Consider the following 15,719-nt stretch of genomic DNA (forward strand, 5'->3'; position numbering starts at 1 on the left):
GCCCCCAACACCCCATCCACCCGCGCGTACGTCAGACCGGGCAGACCGTAGAGGTTGGCTCGCGAGGCATTCGCCAGGTCCACCCCCGTGCGCCGCAGCACCGTCAGCGCCGCGAACGTCTCCGCCGTGATGGCGCCGTCCTCCCGCAGCGCGAACAACGCCGGCTCCGCGGTGTCCTCGGGGTCGACCTCATAGGCCGCCGCCTGCGCCCTGACGGGCACGAGCCACGGGAACAGCCACACGCAGAGCAGGAGGAAACGCACGCGGCGGGCCCTCTGCAGGAGCGGGACCACCCTTCCCTACAAGGTGACCTCCCAGGTCCGCCCGTCCCTTCTCCGGGCCTGGCGTCCAGGCAAGGGACGGGGGATGGCCTTCGCTTCGACGAAGACGTGGGGCGGTAGCGGCTATGCTGCGGGCCACATCTTCGCGAGGGCCGACACTGCGGCCCCAGAACAGCTCATGGGCCACGTCCACATCCTTCGCCACTTCCCCTCTCCCCAGGAGGGATTCAACCGCACCGTCCGCATCTACACGCCGGACACCTACGACGCCTGGAAGGACCACCGCTTCCCGGTGCTCTACATGCACGACGGGCAGAACGTGTTCGCGCATCCGGAGTCCGCCGTCTTCGACACGTGGTGCGCCAACCGCGTCCTCGAAGAGGGCGTGAGCGCGGGCCGGATGGAGCCGTGGATCATCGTCGCGGTGGATTCCGGGCCGGGCCGCTTCCAGGAGTACTCGCCGTGGGACGAGCCTCGCAACGGCGTCGTCGCGCGCGGCGAGGCCTACGGGCGCTTCCTCGTGGAGGAGCTCAAGCCGTACATCGACCGGACGTACCGCACGCGCACGGGCAGCGAGTGGACGGGCACCATGGGCTCGTCGCTGGGCGGGCTCATCTCGCTGTACCTGGGGTGGAAGTTCCCGCAGGTGTTCGGCCGCATCGGCGCGCTGTCGCCCACGGTGATGTGGAGCCAGAACCGGCTGTTCGACGCGTGGCGCGCGCACAGCCAGCGGTGGACGCGCATCTACCTGGACGCGGGCGCCACCGAGTCCATCCACGTGGGCGGCCTGCCGCTGGACTACGGCCAGCGCACGCGCGACTTCTTCCACCACCTCAAGGGCCTGGGCTACGGCGACCACGAGGTGTCCCTGGTGCTGGAGCCCGGCGGCGAGCACCACGAGAAGGACTGGCAGCGCCGGCTGCCGGGCGCCATGCAGTGGCTGCTCGGTTGAGCCCGCGTCCGTGACGCGCACACCCCGGTCGGTGCCGCCCGAGCAGCGGCATGTCTACGTGCAGGTGGTGGAAGGACTGCTCCAGCACGGCCTGCGCGGGCAGGTATCTCCCCGCCTGCGCGAGCGGCTGCGGCAGGCCGGCGTGGACCTGGACCGACCGCTGTTGCCGCTCTACCCGGTGCCCCTCTGGACGCGGTGCCTGAACATCATCGTCGAGGAGACCTACCCCGGCCTCACCCGGGAGGAGGCGTTCCGGCGGCTCGCGCGCGCGCACGTAGAGGGCTACGGCGCCACGTTGCTGGGGCGCGCGGTGATGAGCGTGATGCGCCTGTTGGGGCCGAAGCGCGTGGCGCAGCGGCTTCCGGAGGTGCTGCGCGGGACGGACAACTACACGGAGGCCGTGCTGAGCGAGCGCGGGCCCGCGCACTACGAGCTGCGGATCAACTCCGTCGTCGATGCGCCCGGCTACGCGGAGGCGCTCTTCGAGGCGGTGCTCCAGGTGGGCGGCGCGCAGGCGCCTCGCGTGATGAAGCTTCGCGAGGAGGCGGACGGCACGGTGTATTCGCTCACCTGGACGGAGCGCTGAGGGCGCACGTCACACCGTCGCCTGGATGAAGCGCACGGCTTCCTGCATCGCTTCCTTGTCCGCGTGGCGGGTGAGGTACATCTCCTCGCCCAGGAGGCTGTGGTAGATGGGCGGCAGCTCGCGGTGGACGAGGAGTGCGTTTCCCATCCGCTCCACGATCTGCGCGTGCGTGTGTTTGTAGCGGCGGCCGTGACGGCGCGCGCTGTGGCAGACGTGGTGGCGCGGCGTGTACTGGAAGTCCGCCACCGGGTCGCCCGTCACGACGCGGGCCCAGAGCCGGTACACGTCGATGTCGCACGTGTAGTTCATCATGTCCGTCATGAAGCCGCCGGGCGGGCGCAGGTTGGCCTCCAGCACGACGAAGCGTCCGTCGGGCAGCCGGAAGAACTCCAGGTGGAACCAGCGCTCGCGCAGACCGAAGGCGGCGACGACCTGACGGCCCAGCACGTCGAGCGCGGGGGGGATGTTCTGGAGGCTCCAGAAGGAGATGTCGCGCCGTTCGGTGACGGTCTCCATGCCGCCGTCGCTGTACTCGTGGCTGAGCGTGAAGACGATGGCGCCGTGGCGGTCCACGATGCCGTCGTAGGTGACGATGGTGCCGCGCACGAAGGGCTGGGCCACGTAGGAGGTGGGCAGCGGGTGCGCGAGCGCGGCGTCCACCTCCGCGTCGGTGGTGACCTTGAACGTGTGCGCGGCGCCCACGCCCACGTCGGGCTTGAGCACGAGCGGATAGCCCACGCGAGCGGCGAAGGTCTTCACCTGGTCGGCGTCGCGCACGCGCAGGAGGTCCGGGTGGGGGACACCGGAGGCGTGGAACACCTCGGCCATGCCGGACTTGGAGCGCAGTTTGAGGATGTCCGCGGGCTGGAGGCCGGGGGCGTGGAAGTCCTCGCGCAGGCGGGCTTCGACTTCGAGCCAGGATTCGTTGAGGGACTCGATGCGGTCCACGCGGCCGTGGCGCCAGGTGAGGTAGCCGGTGGCGCGGACGAGCGCGTCGTAGTCCGTCAGGCTGGGGACGAAGAAGTATTCGCGGAGGGACTCGCGCAGCTCCGGACGCAGGGATTCGTAGGGCGTGTCACCGATGCCCAGCACGGTCACGCCGCGCTCGCGCAGCGCGACGGCGAAGTGGAAGTAGTGGCTCGGGAAGTGGGGGGAGATGAAGACGAAGTTCATGGCTCCTGGCGGGCGGGTCCCCCGCTGGGGACGACCATAGCGGCACCGCCCCCGCCCTTGAAGCCCGGTGGGAAACACTGTCCACCAGCAGGGTCCGCCAGCAGGGCGCCCTGGGGGAACATGGGGGCCATGGCGGAGGATTCCAGGCCTTGAACAACTCCGCCCCAGTCATCCCGGGGCGGAGCCAACACCTACGTCTCAGTTCTTCTGCAGCGGCCGGTAGCGGATGCGGTGCGGCTCCAGCGCGTCCGGGCCCAGGCGCTTCTTCTTGTCCGCTTCGTAGTCCTCGAAGTTGCCCTCGAAGAAGAACGCCTTGCTGTCACCCTCGAACGCGAGGATGTGCGTGGCGATGCGGTCCAGGAACCAGCGGTCGTGGCTGATGACCACCGCGCAGCCCGCGAAGCTGAGCAGCGCGTCCTCCAGGCTCCGCAGCGTCTCCACGTCCAGGTCGTTCGTCGGCTCGTCGAGCAGCAGCAGGTTGCCGCCGCTCTTGAGCATCTTCGCCAGGTGCAGCCGGTTGCGCTCACCGCCCGACAGGTCCTTCACCCGCTTCTGCTGATCCGTTCCCTTGAACGCGAAGCCCGACAGGTACGCGCGGCTGGGCACCGTGCCCGCCTTGCCCAGGTCGATGAGGTCCAACCCGCCGCTCACCTCCTGGAACACCGACTGCTCGCCGTTCAGCGAGTCGCGGCTCTGGTCCACGTAGGCCATGACCACCGTCTCGCCAATCCGCAGCTCGCCCGCGTCCGGCTTCTCCGTGCCCGTCATCATCCGGAACAGCGTCGTCTTGCCCGCGCCGTTCGGACCAATCACGCCCACGATGCCGCCCGGCGGCAGCTTGAAGTTCAGCTCGTCGATGAGCAGCCGGTCGCCGTACGCCTTGCGCAGCCCCTTCGCCTCCACCACCAACCCACCCAGCGGCGGACCCGGCGGAATCATCACCTCGCCCGTCACGTCCCGCTTCTGCTGCGACTGGTTGAACAGCTCCTCGTACGCGGCGATGCGCGCCTTGCTCTTCGCCTGACGCGCCTTCGGAGACGCCCGCACCCACTCCAGCTCGCGCTTGAGCGTCTTCTGACGGTGGCTCTCCGACTTCTCCTCCAGCTCCAACCGCTTCTGCTTCTGGTCCAGCCAGCTGGAGTAGTTGCCCTTCCAGGGCACGCCCTCGCCCCGGTCCAGCTCCAAAATCCACTCCGCCACGTTGTCCAGGAAGTACCGGTCGTGCGTGATGCACACGATGGTCCCCGTGTACGCCTTCAGCGCCTGCTCCAGCCACGCGACGCTCTCCGCGTCCAGGTGGTTGGTGGGCTCGTCGAGCAGCAGCAGGTCCGGCTTCTCCAAGAGGATGCGGCAGAGCGCCACGCGGCGCTTCTCACCACCGGACAGCTTCGTCACGTCCGCGTCGCCCGGGGGCAGCCGCAGGGCGTCCATCGCCATCTCCAGCGTGCGATCCAACTCCCAGCCGTTCGACGCGTCGATGGCGTCCTGGAGCCTCGCCTGCTCCGCGAGCAGCTTCTCCATCTCCGCGTCGCTCATGGGCTCCGCGAACTTCGCGCTCACTTCATTGAAGCGGTCCAGCGCCTGACGGATCTCCTTCAGACCCAGCTCCACGTTCCCCTTCACATCCAGGGACGTGTTCAGCTGCGGCTCCTGCTCCAGGTAGCCCACCTTCACCGTGGGGTCCGGCTTCGCGACGCCGAAGAACTCCGTGTCCACGCCCGCCATGATGCGCAGCAGCGTGGACTTGCCGGAGCCGTTGGGGCCAATCACGCCAATCTTGGCGCCGGGGAAGAACGACAGGTAGATCCCCTTGAGGATGTCCTTGCTGTTCTTGACCTTGCGCAGGTCCTGCATCGTGAAGATGAAATTCTGGGCCATGGCGGCCTCCTGGGTGTCTGCCGAAGCGTCAGCGGGTCTGTGCGGATAGCAGGGAGCCCCATCCGGCTCAAGGCGCGAACGCACTCCCCGTGTCCCGCTGGACGGGCTGCGTCACGCGGACGGGGCCCGGAACGGCCGGCCGCTTGGCCAGCGAACGCAGCGCGAAGGTGTTAGAGGAAGCCCGCCATGTCCGAGCCCGTGCCGACGACGCCCGCCCTGGAGCTGCAGGGCCTCTCCAAAAGCTACGGAAAATTCACCGCCCTCCACGCCGTGGACCTCACCATCCGGCCGGGAGAAATCTTCGCCCTCCTGGGCCCCAACGGCGCCGGCAAGACGACCCTCATCGGCAGCGTGTGCGGGCTCGTCAAGAAGTCCGCCGGCACCATGCGCGTCTTCGGCAAGGACCTGGACCAGGACCCCGTGGGGCCCCGCTACCAGGTGGGGCTCGTCCCGCAGGAGATCAACTTCGACCCGTTCTTCTCCGTCGCGGAGTCGCTGCGCATCCAGCAGGGCTACTACGGCCAGAAGCGCGACGACGCGCGCGTGGACGAGGTCCTCACCGCCCTCAACCTCCAGGCCAAGAAGGACTCGCTCACGCGCGCCCTGTCCGGCGGCATGAAGCGCCGGCTGCTCATCGCCAAGGCGCTGGTGCACCGCCCCAAGCTCGTGTTCCTGGACGAGCCCACCGCGGGCGTGGACGTGGAGCTGCGCCGCGACCTGTGGACGTACGTGAAGAAGATCGCCAGCGAGGGCACCACCATCGTCCTCACCACCCACTACCTGGAAGAGGCGGAGGAGCTGGCCGACCGCGTGGGCATCATCAACGAGGGCCGCCTCCTGATGGTAGAGGACAAGGCGTCGCTGCTGCGCCGCTTCGGGGAGAAGCGCCTGGTCGTCACCTTCTCCGAAGCCCTGCCCGCCATGCCCGCCGCCGGCCAGCGCTTCGCCGCGAGCCTGTCGCCGGACCGCCGCACGCTCACGTACGTGGAGCGGGAGAACTGCGCGCCCTCCGGTGAGCTGCTCCGCTCGCTCTACGCGGACGGGCTGCCCGTCTCCGAGGTGGAGACGCGCCGCTCGCGCCTGGAAGACGTGCTCATCGAAATCCTCCGCGGCCGCCCGAACCAGGCCGCCTGACACCCCCGCCCTTCCGGAAGAATTGCCCCACACCCCATGAACGTCCTCGGGATGCAGACGCTGTTCGCGAAGGAGGTCCGGCGCTTCATGCGCGTGCCGGGCCAGACCGTCCTGTCGCCCCTCATCAGCACCACGCTGTACTTCATCGTCTTCGGCTACTCCATCTCCGGCCGCGTGCACGAGGTGGAAGGCCACCCGTACCTGCACTTCATCGTGCCGGGGCTCGTGTTCCTGGGCATCGCGAACAACGCGTTCCTCAACAGCAGCTCCTCGCTGTTCATCACCAAGATTCAAGGCACCGTGGTGGACCTGCTCGTCGCCCCGCTGGGGCCCGGTGAGCTGATGGTGGGCTTCATCGGCGGCGCGATGATTCGCGGCCTCGTCGTGGGCCTGCTCACGTGGATGGTCGCGTCGGTGTTCTCCGGCTTCAGCCTGATGCACCCGCTGGCGACGCTCTACTTCCTCCTGCTGTCCAGCTACGTGTTCAGCGTGCTGGGCATGCTCGCCGCCGTGTGGGCGGAGAAGTTCGAACAGATCAACTTCTTCCCCACGTTCGTGATGCTTCCGCTCACGTTCCTGGGCGGCGTCTTCTATTCGGTGCGCGAGCTGCCCTCGCCCTGGAGCCAGGTCAGCCTCTTCAACCCGATGGTCTACATGGTGGAGGGCCTGCGCTACGGGATGCTGGGCAGCAGCCTGTTCTCCCCGCTCGTCGGAGGGACCATCCTCGCGGGCACCGCCGCGGTGGCCACCGGCATCACGTACGGCGTGCTGCGCTCCGGCTACAAGATGAAGGCGTGAAGCACCGGACATCCGAGGTCTGCCTGCCTGCCCGCCACCCCCTTGGGTAGTGAGGCAGGCCCCTCCCTGCCGGACAGGCTCCCGGTCTTTTTGGAAATCGGCTGTTTCCTGCCCGGTGAGAAAGAGCGATATCCTTCCGCTCAGATGGCGGTCGCGTTCGGGAAATATGAGCTGCTGAAAAAAATCGCCTCGGGCGGGATGGGACAGGTGTTCCTGGCGCAGGAGCATGGGACGGGCTTCGAGCGCCTGGTCGTCCTCAAGCTCATCCTCCCGCACCTGGCCGAGGACGAAGAGTTCCTGGACATGTTCCTGGAGGAGGCGCGGCTCGTCGCGCGCCTGTCGCACCCGAACCTCATCACCATCCTGGACCTGACGGAGATTGAAGGCCGTCACTGCCTGGCGATGGAGTACGTGCAGGGCGAGGACGTGCGGCGGTTGGACCGCTTCGCGCGCAAGCAGGAGAAGCCGCTGCCGGTGGGGCTGGTCATCCGCATCATCGCGGACGCGGCGGCGGGCCTGTCGTACGCGCACGGCGCTCGCGACGGTCAGGGCCAGCCGCTCCAACTGGTGCACCGGGACGTGTCGCCGCAGAACGTGCTCGTCGGGTTCGACGGGGGCGTGAAGGTCATCGACTTTGGCGTGGCGAAGGCGGCCACCAGCGGGCAGCAGACCGCGACGGGCGTGCTCAAGGGCAAGTACCCGTACATGTCCCCGGAGCAGGCCAACGGCCAGCCGGTGGACGGCCGCAGCGACCAGTTCGCGCTGGGCGTGGTGATGTGGGAGCTGCTCACCGGCAAGCGCCTCTTCAAGGGCGACACGGACCTGATGACGCTGCGGCTGGTGCGCGACTGCCAGATTCCGCCGCCGTCGCAGCTCAACCCGAAGCTGCCGCCCGGCCTGGACGAGGTGCTGCTCAAGGCGCTCGCGCCCACGGCGGAGGGCCGCTACCCGGACTGCGCCGCGTTCCGGCTGGCGCTGGAGGACTACGCGCTCAACCTGCGGCTGCCGTCCAGCAGCGCGCACCTGGCCGCGTACCTGCGGGGCCTGTACGCGGAGCGCATCGCCACGGAGTCCGACCCGTCGAAGCTGGACCAATTGGCGGAGGACGCGGACCTGGATTCGCAGTCCAACTCCTCGCGCAACGGCATGCCCACGTCAGGCGCGCGGGGGCTCGCGTCGTCGCGCGCGTCGAAGCTGGTGGGGCCACCGTCCCGTCCGCCCACGCGCGTGGAGCCCGAGGCCACGCGTGGCACCGCGGCCCTGGCCCCGGTGGCGCCGAAGCGGCGCACGTGGCTGCCGTATGTGGCGGGTGGCGTGGCCCTGATGTTGGGCGGCGCGGCGGTGGTGTGGCTGCGCGGCACGCAGACGGCCGTCCCCCCACCGCCGGTGGCGACGGTCACCCGGACGCCGGAGGAGGCCCAGGGGCACACGCCGCCCGAGGCGCCCGCGCGTCCCACCCCGGCCCAGCCGGTGCGCCTGATGGTGACGAGCGAACCGCCGGGCGCCACGGTGCAGGTGGCGGGCGAGGAGCGCGGCACCACGCCGGTGGCCCTGCCGCTGGTGCCGGGCGAGCCGTCGGTGGCGGTGACGCTCGCGCTCAACGGGTATGAGCCGGTGACGCGGCAGGTGTCCGCGGCGGATGCGCCCACGGTGGCGGTGGCGCTGCAACGCCGGGCGGCGCGGCCGTCGAACACGTCCAAGAAGCCGCCGCCCACGTCGTCCCTGGGCATCAAGACGGGGCGTTGAGGCGCCCTTTCCGCCGCCGGTCCGGTGGCCCCCAGCACCTGCGCCGACGTCCGCTCAGGCGCGCCGGCGTGACTCCGCCGACAGGATGACGACGTAGCCATCCGGGTCGCGGACCCAGAACTCCCAGCGGCGTGAGTTCCGGTTCTCGTGGGGCGCTTCCACCCACTCCACCTTCAGGCCCCGCGCCGCCTCCACCGAGGCCTCGAAGTCCGTGGTCTCGAACCACAGCAGGACGCCGTGCCCATGCGGCGCCGAGTCCGGCCCCACCAGGTTCGGGTGCTCCTCCAAATCCCAGGCATGCAGTTGCAGCACGGGCTCGCCGTTGCTGACGAGCATCTCGTACTCGTCACCGCCGTGCGTGCCCTCGCAGCCCAGCAGCGACTGGTACCACTGGCTGCTCGCGGCGACGTCGCGGACCGCGATGAGGGGCTGCGCTCGGACCTGGGTGGCCCTGCGGGGCGTGCTCGGCATGAAGCCTCCGGTGACGTCGCTGCGTCCGAAGGCGGGGCCCGTGGAGCCCCGCCTCCAGACTCCAGATTTGGCGCGCTACCGCTTGAAATGCTCCGCGATGACGCTGGCCACGCCGGCGGTGAGCTTCTTGCCGGTGGGGATGTGCAGGAACTCGTTGGGCCCGTGCGCGTTGCTGCCCGGCCCCAGCAGACCGGTGATGAGGAACTGCGCCTCCGGGAAGCGCTCGCCCAGCATGCCCATGAAGGGGATGGTGCCGCCCTCGCCCATCGCCATGGCGGACTTGCCGAAGCAGGACGTGGACGCGGACTCCACCGCGCGCGACAGCCAGCCGGCCAGCGGCGGCGCGTCCCAGCCCACGCTCGCCTTGTCCCCGTCGAACGTCACCTTCGCGCCGTAGGGCGGGTCCTTCTCCAGCACGTCCTTCAGCGCCTTCGCCGCCGCCTTGGGGTCCACGCGCGGAGGAATGCGCATGGACAGCTTCAGCGTGGTGAAGGGGCGCAGCACGTTGCCCGCGCTCGCGAGCGCCGGCATGCCCTCCACGCCCGTCACCGCCAGCGCCGGGCGCCAGGTGCGGTTGAGCACCAGCTCCTCGCCGTCCTTCGTCACCGGGGCCGAGCCCTCCACCCAGGGGAACTTGGTGTACAGCTCGTCGCCCAGCGTCCGGGCCGCCGCCTTCGCCTGTTCACGCCGGCCCTCCGGAATCTGCGTGTGCAGCGCGTCCACCTTGATGTGGCCCGTCTGCTCGTCCTCCACGCGCGACAACAGCTGCCGCATGATGCGCATGGACGACGCCACCACGCCCGTCGCGTCACCGGAGTGCACGCCCTCCGTGAGGATGTCCACGCGCAGGTTGCCCGCGACCATGCCGCGCAGGCTGGTGGTCATCCAGAGCTGATCATAGTTCGCGCAGCCCGAGTCCAGGCACACCACCAGCGACGGCTTGCCGATGCGCGGCGCGAGCGCCTCGATGTACGCGGGCAGGTCGTAGCTGCCGGACTCCTCGCACGCCTCGATGACCACGGCGCAGCGCGCGTGCGGCACGCCCTGCTCCTTGAGCAGCCGCAGCGCGGACAGCGACGCGAACGCCGAATAGCCGTCATCCGCGCCGCCGCGCCCGTAGAGCTTGTCGCCCTCGCGCACGGGGGTCCACGGCGTCAGGCCCTCGCGCCAGCCGGTCATCTCCGGCTGCTTGTCCAGGTGGCCGTACAGCAGCACGGTGTCGTCGCCGCGCGTGCCGGGAACCTCCATGTAGATGACGGGCGTGCGCTCCTTGCCATCCGGCGTCTTCAGCCGCACCACCTCCACCGTCAGCCCCGGCAGGTGCGCGGCCTGCGCGCGGCACCAGTCGGAGATGAGCTGGACGGCCTGCTCCATGTGGCCCGTCTTCACCCAGTCCGGGTCGAAGGCGGGCGACTTGTTGGGGATGCGGATGTAGCGCTCGAGCGCGGGCAGGATTTCCTGCTCCCAGATGCGTTCGGACGAGGCGAGGGCTTGGTCGACGTTCATGGCGGCGCCATGCTGCCCACCCCCGCGCCCCCTGTCGATGGAAAGCCCCACCCGGCCCCTCCGGTCGCCGGGCGCGCGGCCTGCCGTCTTGCGTCAGGCCGCGCGAACTCCGGGTTTCCCGAGGGGTCTCCCTCACCGCCTAGGGCTGGATTTCACGAACACTCAGCCACTTGAAGTCCACGTCGTTCGCGTTGTCCCAGCGGAACACCGCGATGGGGCCGCCCCAGGTAATGGCCATGGGTCCGGTGGCGCCGCCGCAGTGCTGCGCGTCGCCGCCCCACTTGCCCGCGTCGGTGTAGTCGTAGACCTTCTTCCACGTCACCTTGTCCGCGTTCTCGTTGACGTACATCTCCAGCTTCACGGCCGTCTGGCCGCTGACGGTGATGTTGCGCATCACCGACTTGAAGCCCACCCAGCGGCCCTTGAGCGCGGAGGTGGCGGGCTTGTAGGGCGTCTGCTCATAGGAGACATGCCAGGTCTCCTTCTGCCAGCGCGCGCGGCCGTCGTAGTGGAAGCCCGCCTTGTAGCTGCTGCCTTCACAGCCGGAGTGGTCGTCGTTGTGCTTGCCGCCCCGGGCGTACCAGTCGAAGTTGTCGGACGTGTCGGACACGCTGTTCAACTTCACGAAGCCGGTCATCTCGATGTTCTTCCAGTCGTTCGCGGCCTGCATGTAGCCCCGGCTCGCGAGCACGTCCCGGTCGTACGTGGGAATCTTGTTGTCGTCGTAGCCGGTGGACGTGAAGACGCTCATGCGCACCTGCGAGTCCTTCATCTTCCAGGAGCCGTCGCTGTTCTTCGTGATGGGGTTCTGCGGGTCGAACCGCTTGTCCGACGTGGCGGAGTCCGCCAGCGCCCACGCCTCCCCGCCCGACTTCGTCGGGTAGAGCATGGTGACGCCGAAGCGGTCCTTGCCCGCGGGCGCCGTGACGTCACCGGTGATGGCGGCCCACTCCGCGATGCTGGCCCAGGTGTTGAGCGAGTTGCCGTTGACCGTCACGCGCACGTACCGCGCGTCCCGGGCAGCGAAGCTGTAGCGCTCGGGGTTGGCGGTGGTGCCGGACGACTTCGTGGAGACCGCGGTCGTCCAGGTGGCCCCGTCGGTGGACGTGGCGAGGACGAACGTGTTCGTGCGCTTGTTGCCTTCGTGCCAGGCGATGTCCACGGCGGACAGCGACTTCACGGCGCCCAGGTCGCCCCGGAGCCACTGGCCCACGCCCAGGCTGGACCAGCGCGTGGCGAGGTTGCCGTCGATGGTGGCCGACGGCGGGTTGCCGTCGTTTCCACTGGCGGTGACGGCGCTGAAACCCGACGCGGCGAGCGCGGGGGCCGCGGACACGAGCAGCGCGAACGCGCCCGTGCGTGCGGCATGACGCTTCCATCCCCCCCGGGATGCCTTCAACCCATGCGATTGGGACAAGGTACTTCCTCACGACAGGGCCGAAAGAAGACGCACGTCTCCAGGGGCCCGGCGAACAAGGCCAGACCCGTGACGTCGCGCGGCCGCTCGCGGCACGTGGACCTGCTGGCGTCGGTGCCGCTGGCGCTACCGGGCGCGGGGGGACTCCAAGGAAGTCCCCGCCCTCCCGAACGGCGCGCGACGCGTCCTGCACGTTGTGGCGGACCCGAGTACCGGATCGCCGACAGGTCCATTCCCAGACATGCGTTGTTTCAGCCCTGGAGACACCACGGCCCGTCTGCCCCTCTTGCGGGGTGACGGGCCGTGGGTGGATTCATGTCTCGCGATGCGTGCGGGTTCTTGACCCTGTGTCTGGCTTTGCTACTCGCGCAGCTTCACCACCGCGGCCGAAGGGCCCTCCAGCCGCACGATGTTGCCCGTCAGTGGTGAGCCCTCCACGGTGCCCCCGAAGCGCGGGGATTCGCTCCACAGCACGATGCCCGCGCTCGCGTGCGGCGGCAGCGCGTGTACCAGCGAGCCCCGGAGGTTCACGATGATGAGCACCGTGTCGCCCTCCGCGCGGCGCTCCAGCACGAAGGCGTCCGGGCCCAGCGCGCGGGCGTCATGGGTGCCCTGGCGGTTGGTGAGCACGGGCTCCGTGGCGCGCAGGCGCAGCAGCTCCTTGTAGAGCGCATGCACGCCCGCATGCCGCGGGGCTTCGGGCTCGCTCCAGTCCAGCGTGGAGCGGGTGAAGGTGTCGCGGTCCTGAGGGTCTGGCACCTGCTCGCCCTTGAAGCGCGAGAAGCCAGAGAACTCCTTGCGGCGCCCTTCGGTGACGAGCTTGCCCAGCTCCGCGTTGTGGTCCGTGAAGTAGAGGAACGGCGTGCGCGCGTTCCACTCCTGGCCCATGAAGAGCAATGGGGTGAACGGCGACAGGAGGAGCAGCGTGCTCATGGCGCGGTAGGCGGCCGGGGACACGTCCTCCGACAGCCGGTTGCCGAAGGGCCGGTTGCCCACCTGGTCGTGGTTCTGGATGCAGTGGACGAAGTGCCACGGGGCCAGGCCCTCGGACGACGTGCCGCGCGCGTGGCCCAGGTTCTGGGACTTCTGGCCCTGGTAGAACCAGCCCTGGCGCAGCGTGGTGGCGATGTCCTCCGCGCTGCCGGTGTAGTCCTGGTAGTAGCCCTCGTGGTCTCCCGCGAAGGCGCGGCGCAGCTGGTGGTGCAGGTCATCCGCCCAGACGCCGTCCAGGCCGTAGCCGCCGTCCTTCACGGGGGTGACGAGCTTGCGCTCGTTGCGCTCGTCCTCCGCGATGATGACGACGCGGCGGCCGTTGCCGGCGGCGTGGGCGCGCTCGACGATTTCGGCGAGCAGGTGCGGCTGGCCGTCATCCACCAGCGCGTGCGCGGCATCCAGGCGCAGGCCGTCCGCGTGGTAGTCGCGGATCCACATCTCCACGTTGGACAGCACGAGCGAGCGCACGAAGTGGCTGCCCTCGCTGTCGTAGTTCACCGCGTCGCCCCAGGGCGTGTGGTGCGTCTTCGTGAAGTAGTGGGGCGAGTACGCGCCCAGGTAGTTCCCGTCCGGTCCGAAGTGGTTGTAGACGGCGTCGATGAGCACCGCGATGCCGTGCGCGTGCGCGGCGTCGATGAGCCTGCGCAGGCCCCGGGGTCCACCGTAGGTAGCCTGCGGCGCGAAGAGGTCCACGCCGTCGTAGCCCCAGTTGCGCGCGCCGGGGAAGCTGGCCACGGGCAACAGCTCCAGCGTGTTCACGCCCAGCTCCCGCAGGTGCGCGAGCTTCGGGATGAAGGCCTCGAAGGTGCCCTCCGGCGTGGCGGTGCCCACGTGGACTTCGTAGATGACGAGGGACTTCGGATCCGGCCCCTTCCAGTGCGAGTCCGTCCAGCCGTGGTCGGAGACGACGACCTCGGAGGGGCCGTGCACGCCCGCGGGCTGGGAGCGCGACCACGGGTCGGGGAACGGGTCTCCCCCGTCCAGGCGGAGCTTGTAGCGCAGGCCCGCGCCCTGTTCGGCCAGCACGCCGCCGAAGCAGCCGTCCGCTTCGGGGGTGAGCGGCAGCGTGCGCAGGACGCGGTCGTCCGCGTCGTACACCACGGCCTCCACCTGCTTGTGGCCGGGTGCCCAGACGCGCCAGCGCACCGAGGGTCCATCCTCCACCCAGGCACCCAGTCGCGGCGCGAGGGAACGTGCTTCAGTCGATTGAGCCATGTGTGCCCCTGTTAATGCGCACGCGCGGGTCCGGGGAGCATCCCTTGGCCACCCGGGACACCGGTGTTCACGGGCCGACCTCTGGGAGCCCGCGAGTGCGGACCGGCGGACGGAGGCCCCCGGGCCCTCCAGGCGGCGGAGCACCGGGAGGACATCTCCAGGGTCCTGTTGGAAGTTCAGGACCCTGGAGGTAGTATTTCCACCCGCAGAATGCCTGCTTGCCCCGTAACGGGTCCTTCTTTACCCTATTTCCAGTCTGTCAGCTTTAAGCCCATCTTCTTGAATTGCACGAATTGAAATGATAGTGAGCAATCCCCGGGAGACAGGTTTCCAGCCAAGACACCGACGATGGGGATTCAGCGAAGCTGCCGCCTGGTGCGGCTGGGATTGCTCGCCATGATGGTGGGCTGCTCCACACCGAGCCCTGACGTCCGGGTGCGACGGCTGCCGAACGGACAGGTGCAGGTCACCGGCCCTCTCGCGGGTCCCTTCAAGTCCACGGCGGAGCTGGCCGGGAGCGCCTGTGACCTGATCACCCGGCAACCTGGAGCATCGTCGGGTGTGTACGGGATTGAGTACTGCGCGTTGATCTATTACTCGAGCGCCGAGGACGCGTTCTATCTCAGCCACCTGTCCGATATTCAGGGCTCGGGCGTTGGCCGCACGAAGTCCTGCCTGGTTCCCTCCAGCGTGGATGATCCCCAGCATCTGGATGCCATCATCCTGGGCCGCGGCCACAGCCACCCCCACAATCGGCGCTTCTCCGAGCCCGATTTGGGCGAAGCGCGACGGTGGGTGCCCACCCGGATCGCGGATGCACGAACCGGCAAGGTCCTCCGCCGTGAGCTGCTGCTTTTCTACCGGGAGCAGGCCGGCGAGTGCCGCTCCTACAAATACGATTACGCCGACCGTGTGGTGGCCGCGCTTCGCGATGGAGTCTGGGTTCCCATCGGCTCGGTCAACAACGACCAGGGCCTCATCGACCTCTACGACGGGCAGGACTGGACGCCATGAACGTGCGCACGCCGCCGCGAAGACTGGGCTTGGTGCTTCTGGGGCTCGGGGCCTGCGCCCTGCTGCAAGGCTGCAGCTTCTTCGGCTACTACAAATACCAGAGACCGGAGCGCATCCCCCCCGAGGTCGGTGACCGCATCCGGGACCCCGACCCCAAGGCCTTCGTTGCCACCACCACTCTGGATGGCCCCACGTTGGCCGCCTTCCAGGTCGCGCTCGCGGATTTCTTTCCCCCCGGCGCGAAGGCGTCCGGCAACCATGACGGCCTCGTGCGCTGTTTGAGTCGCCGCGACGTCTTCGACGTCTACATCAACAAGGTCAGCGACGACCTGTACCTCGTCAGCTTCGACGCCAACATCAAACGCTGCGACATGCCCCCGGACACTGTCATGCTGGACGGAGGCGCGACCTACCTCATCGACGGCCAGGGCCGCATCCTCGACATCCGGTAGCGACGGACGCGCATCGCACCCTCCCCAGGTGGCTTGTAGCCCCCGGGCCCTCCCGGGATGATGGGCCGCCGCGCAAGCCGCCCCGTCCTGGAGTCCACCGAAG

Annotated in this window: 13 protein-coding genes and 1 pseudogene; 7 read left to right on the forward strand and 7 right to left on the reverse strand. The window is 69.1% G+C overall.

Translation table 11 applies throughout. The annotated features are described in order from the left end of the window. A pseudogene (locus D7X74_RS29250) lies at positions 1-263 on the reverse strand (hypothetical protein); the annotation flags it as partial. A gap of 196 nt (positions 264-459) precedes the next feature. Here D7X74_RS29250 and D7X74_RS29255 point away from each other — a divergent pair. Together D7X74_RS29255 and D7X74_RS29260 are read left to right on the forward strand one after the other, a co-directional pair. After that, positions 460-1,233 (forward strand): alpha/beta hydrolase, encoded by a 774-nt coding sequence (locus D7X74_RS29255; RefSeq protein WP_120536296.1) that lies wholly within the window; start codon positions 460-462, stop codon positions 1,231-1,233. A gap of 10 nt (positions 1,234-1,243) precedes the next feature. Beyond that, on the forward strand, positions 1,244-1,819 hold the full coding sequence (locus D7X74_RS29260; protein ID WP_233595831.1) for a DUF2378 family protein: 576 nt from the start codon (positions 1,244-1,246) through the stop codon (positions 1,817-1,819). 9 nt (positions 1,820-1,828) lie between these two features. On the opposite strand, the gene D7X74_RS29265 is transcribed toward D7X74_RS29260, so the two are convergent. Together D7X74_RS29265 and ettA are read right to left on the reverse strand one after the other, a co-directional pair. Continuing rightward, complete coding sequence (locus D7X74_RS29265; RefSeq protein WP_120536298.1) at positions 1,829-2,992, reverse strand: acetyl-CoA carboxylase biotin carboxylase subunit family protein; 1,164 nt, start codon at positions 2,990-2,992, stop codon at positions 1,829-1,831. A gap of 198 nt (positions 2,993-3,190) precedes the next feature. Continuing rightward, complete coding sequence (gene ettA / locus D7X74_RS29270) at positions 3,191-4,870, reverse strand: energy-dependent translational throttle protein EttA (protein WP_120536299.1); 1,680 nt, start codon at positions 4,868-4,870, stop codon at positions 3,191-3,193. Between the two features lie 186 nt (positions 4,871-5,056). Here ettA and D7X74_RS29275 point away from each other — a divergent pair, with 186 nt between their 5' ends. From D7X74_RS29275 to D7X74_RS29285, 3 genes are all read left to right on the forward strand, one after another. Continuing rightward, a complete protein-coding gene (locus D7X74_RS29275) occupies positions 5,057-6,004 on the forward strand; it encodes an ABC transporter ATP-binding protein (protein ID WP_120536300.1) in 948 nt (315 codons plus the stop codon). A 36-nt stretch (positions 6,005-6,040) separates the two neighbouring features. Beyond that, on the forward strand, positions 6,041-6,802 hold the full coding sequence (locus D7X74_RS29280; RefSeq protein ID WP_120536301.1) for an ABC transporter permease: 762 nt from the start codon (positions 6,041-6,043) through the stop codon (positions 6,800-6,802). A gap of 144 nt (positions 6,803-6,946) precedes the next feature. Next, positions 6,947-8,548, forward strand: coding sequence for a serine/threonine-protein kinase (locus D7X74_RS29285; RefSeq protein ID WP_120536302.1), 1,602 nt, complete (start codon positions 6,947-6,949; stop codon positions 8,546-8,548). A gap of 54 nt (positions 8,549-8,602) precedes the next feature. Here D7X74_RS29285 and D7X74_RS29290 read toward each other — a convergent pair whose 3' ends face one another. The 4 genes from D7X74_RS29290 to treZ form a co-directional block, all read right to left on the reverse strand. Further along, positions 8,603-9,019: a VOC family protein gene (locus tag D7X74_RS29290; protein WP_120536303.1), complete on the reverse strand. Its 417-nt coding sequence runs from the start codon at positions 9,017-9,019 to the stop codon at positions 8,603-8,605. A gap of 75 nt (positions 9,020-9,094) precedes the next feature. Beyond that, positions 9,095-10,525: a M20 family metallopeptidase gene (locus D7X74_RS29295; RefSeq protein WP_120536304.1), complete on the reverse strand. Its 1,431-nt coding sequence runs from the start codon at positions 10,523-10,525 to the stop codon at positions 9,095-9,097. Positions 10,526-10,664: 139 nt separating this feature from the next. Beyond that, entirely contained in the window at positions 10,665-11,942 is a 1,278-nt protein-coding gene (locus tag D7X74_RS29300) for a discoidin domain-containing protein (RefSeq protein WP_120536305.1), read from the reverse strand. Between the two features lie 360 nt (positions 11,943-12,302). Next, on the reverse strand, positions 12,303-14,150 hold the full coding sequence (gene treZ, locus D7X74_RS29305; RefSeq protein ID WP_120536306.1) for a malto-oligosyltrehalose trehalohydrolase: 1,848 nt from the start codon (positions 14,148-14,150) through the stop codon (positions 12,303-12,305). A 348-nt stretch (positions 14,151-14,498) separates the two neighbouring features. On the opposite strand from treZ, the gene D7X74_RS29310 reads away from it, so the two are divergent. Beyond that, complete coding sequence (locus D7X74_RS29310; RefSeq protein WP_233595833.1) at positions 14,499-15,164, forward strand: hypothetical protein; 666 nt, start codon at positions 14,499-14,501, stop codon at positions 15,162-15,164. Next, complete coding sequence (locus tag D7X74_RS29315) at positions 15,161-15,616, forward strand: hypothetical protein (protein ID WP_120536307.1); 456 nt, start codon at positions 15,161-15,163, stop codon at positions 15,614-15,616. The genes D7X74_RS29310 and D7X74_RS29315 overlap by 4 nt, the downstream gene beginning before the upstream one ends. Positions 15,617-15,719: the final 103 nt, after the last annotated feature.

The sequence above is a fragment of the Corallococcus sp. CA047B genome (assembly GCF_003612065.1).
GTDB lineage: Bacteria > Myxococcota > Myxococcia > Myxococcales > Myxococcaceae > Corallococcus > Corallococcus praedator.

Excerpts from the sequence above, each read along its gene's own strand:
- D7X74_RS29275 (WP_120536300.1), top strand. The coding sequence starts at position 5,057 with ATGTCCGAGCCCGTGCCGACGACGCCCGCCCTGGAGCTGCAGGGCCTC.
- D7X74_RS29255 (WP_120536296.1), top strand. The coding sequence starts at position 460 with ATGGGCCACGTCCACATCCTTCGCCACTTCCCCTCTCCCCAGGAGGGA.
- treZ (WP_120536306.1), bottom strand. The coding sequence starts at position 14,150 with ATGGCTCAATCGACTGAAGCACGTTCCCTCGCGCCGCGACTGGGTGCC.
- D7X74_RS29285 (WP_120536302.1), top strand. The coding sequence starts at position 6,947 with ATGGCGGTCGCGTTCGGGAAATATGAGCTGCTGAAAAAAATCGCCTCG.
- D7X74_RS29310 (WP_233595833.1), top strand. The coding sequence starts at position 14,499 with ATGGGGATTCAGCGAAGCTGCCGCCTGGTGCGGCTGGGATTGCTCGCC.
- D7X74_RS29295 (WP_120536304.1), bottom strand. The coding sequence starts at position 10,525 with ATGAACGTCGACCAAGCCCTCGCCTCGTCCGAACGCATCTGGGAGCAG.
- ettA (WP_120536299.1), bottom strand. The coding sequence starts at position 4,870 with ATGGCCCAGAATTTCATCTTCACGATGCAGGACCTGCGCAAGGTCAAG.
- D7X74_RS29290 (WP_120536303.1), bottom strand. The coding sequence starts at position 9,019 with ATGCCGAGCACGCCCCGCAGGGCCACCCAGGTCCGAGCGCAGCCCCTC.
- D7X74_RS29265 (WP_120536298.1), bottom strand. The coding sequence starts at position 2,992 with ATGAACTTCGTCTTCATCTCCCCCCACTTCCCGAGCCACTACTTCCAC.
- D7X74_RS29280 (WP_120536301.1), top strand. The coding sequence starts at position 6,041 with ATGAACGTCCTCGGGATGCAGACGCTGTTCGCGAAGGAGGTCCGGCGC.
- D7X74_RS29315 (WP_120536307.1), top strand. The coding sequence starts at position 15,161 with ATGAACGTGCGCACGCCGCCGCGAAGACTGGGCTTGGTGCTTCTGGGG.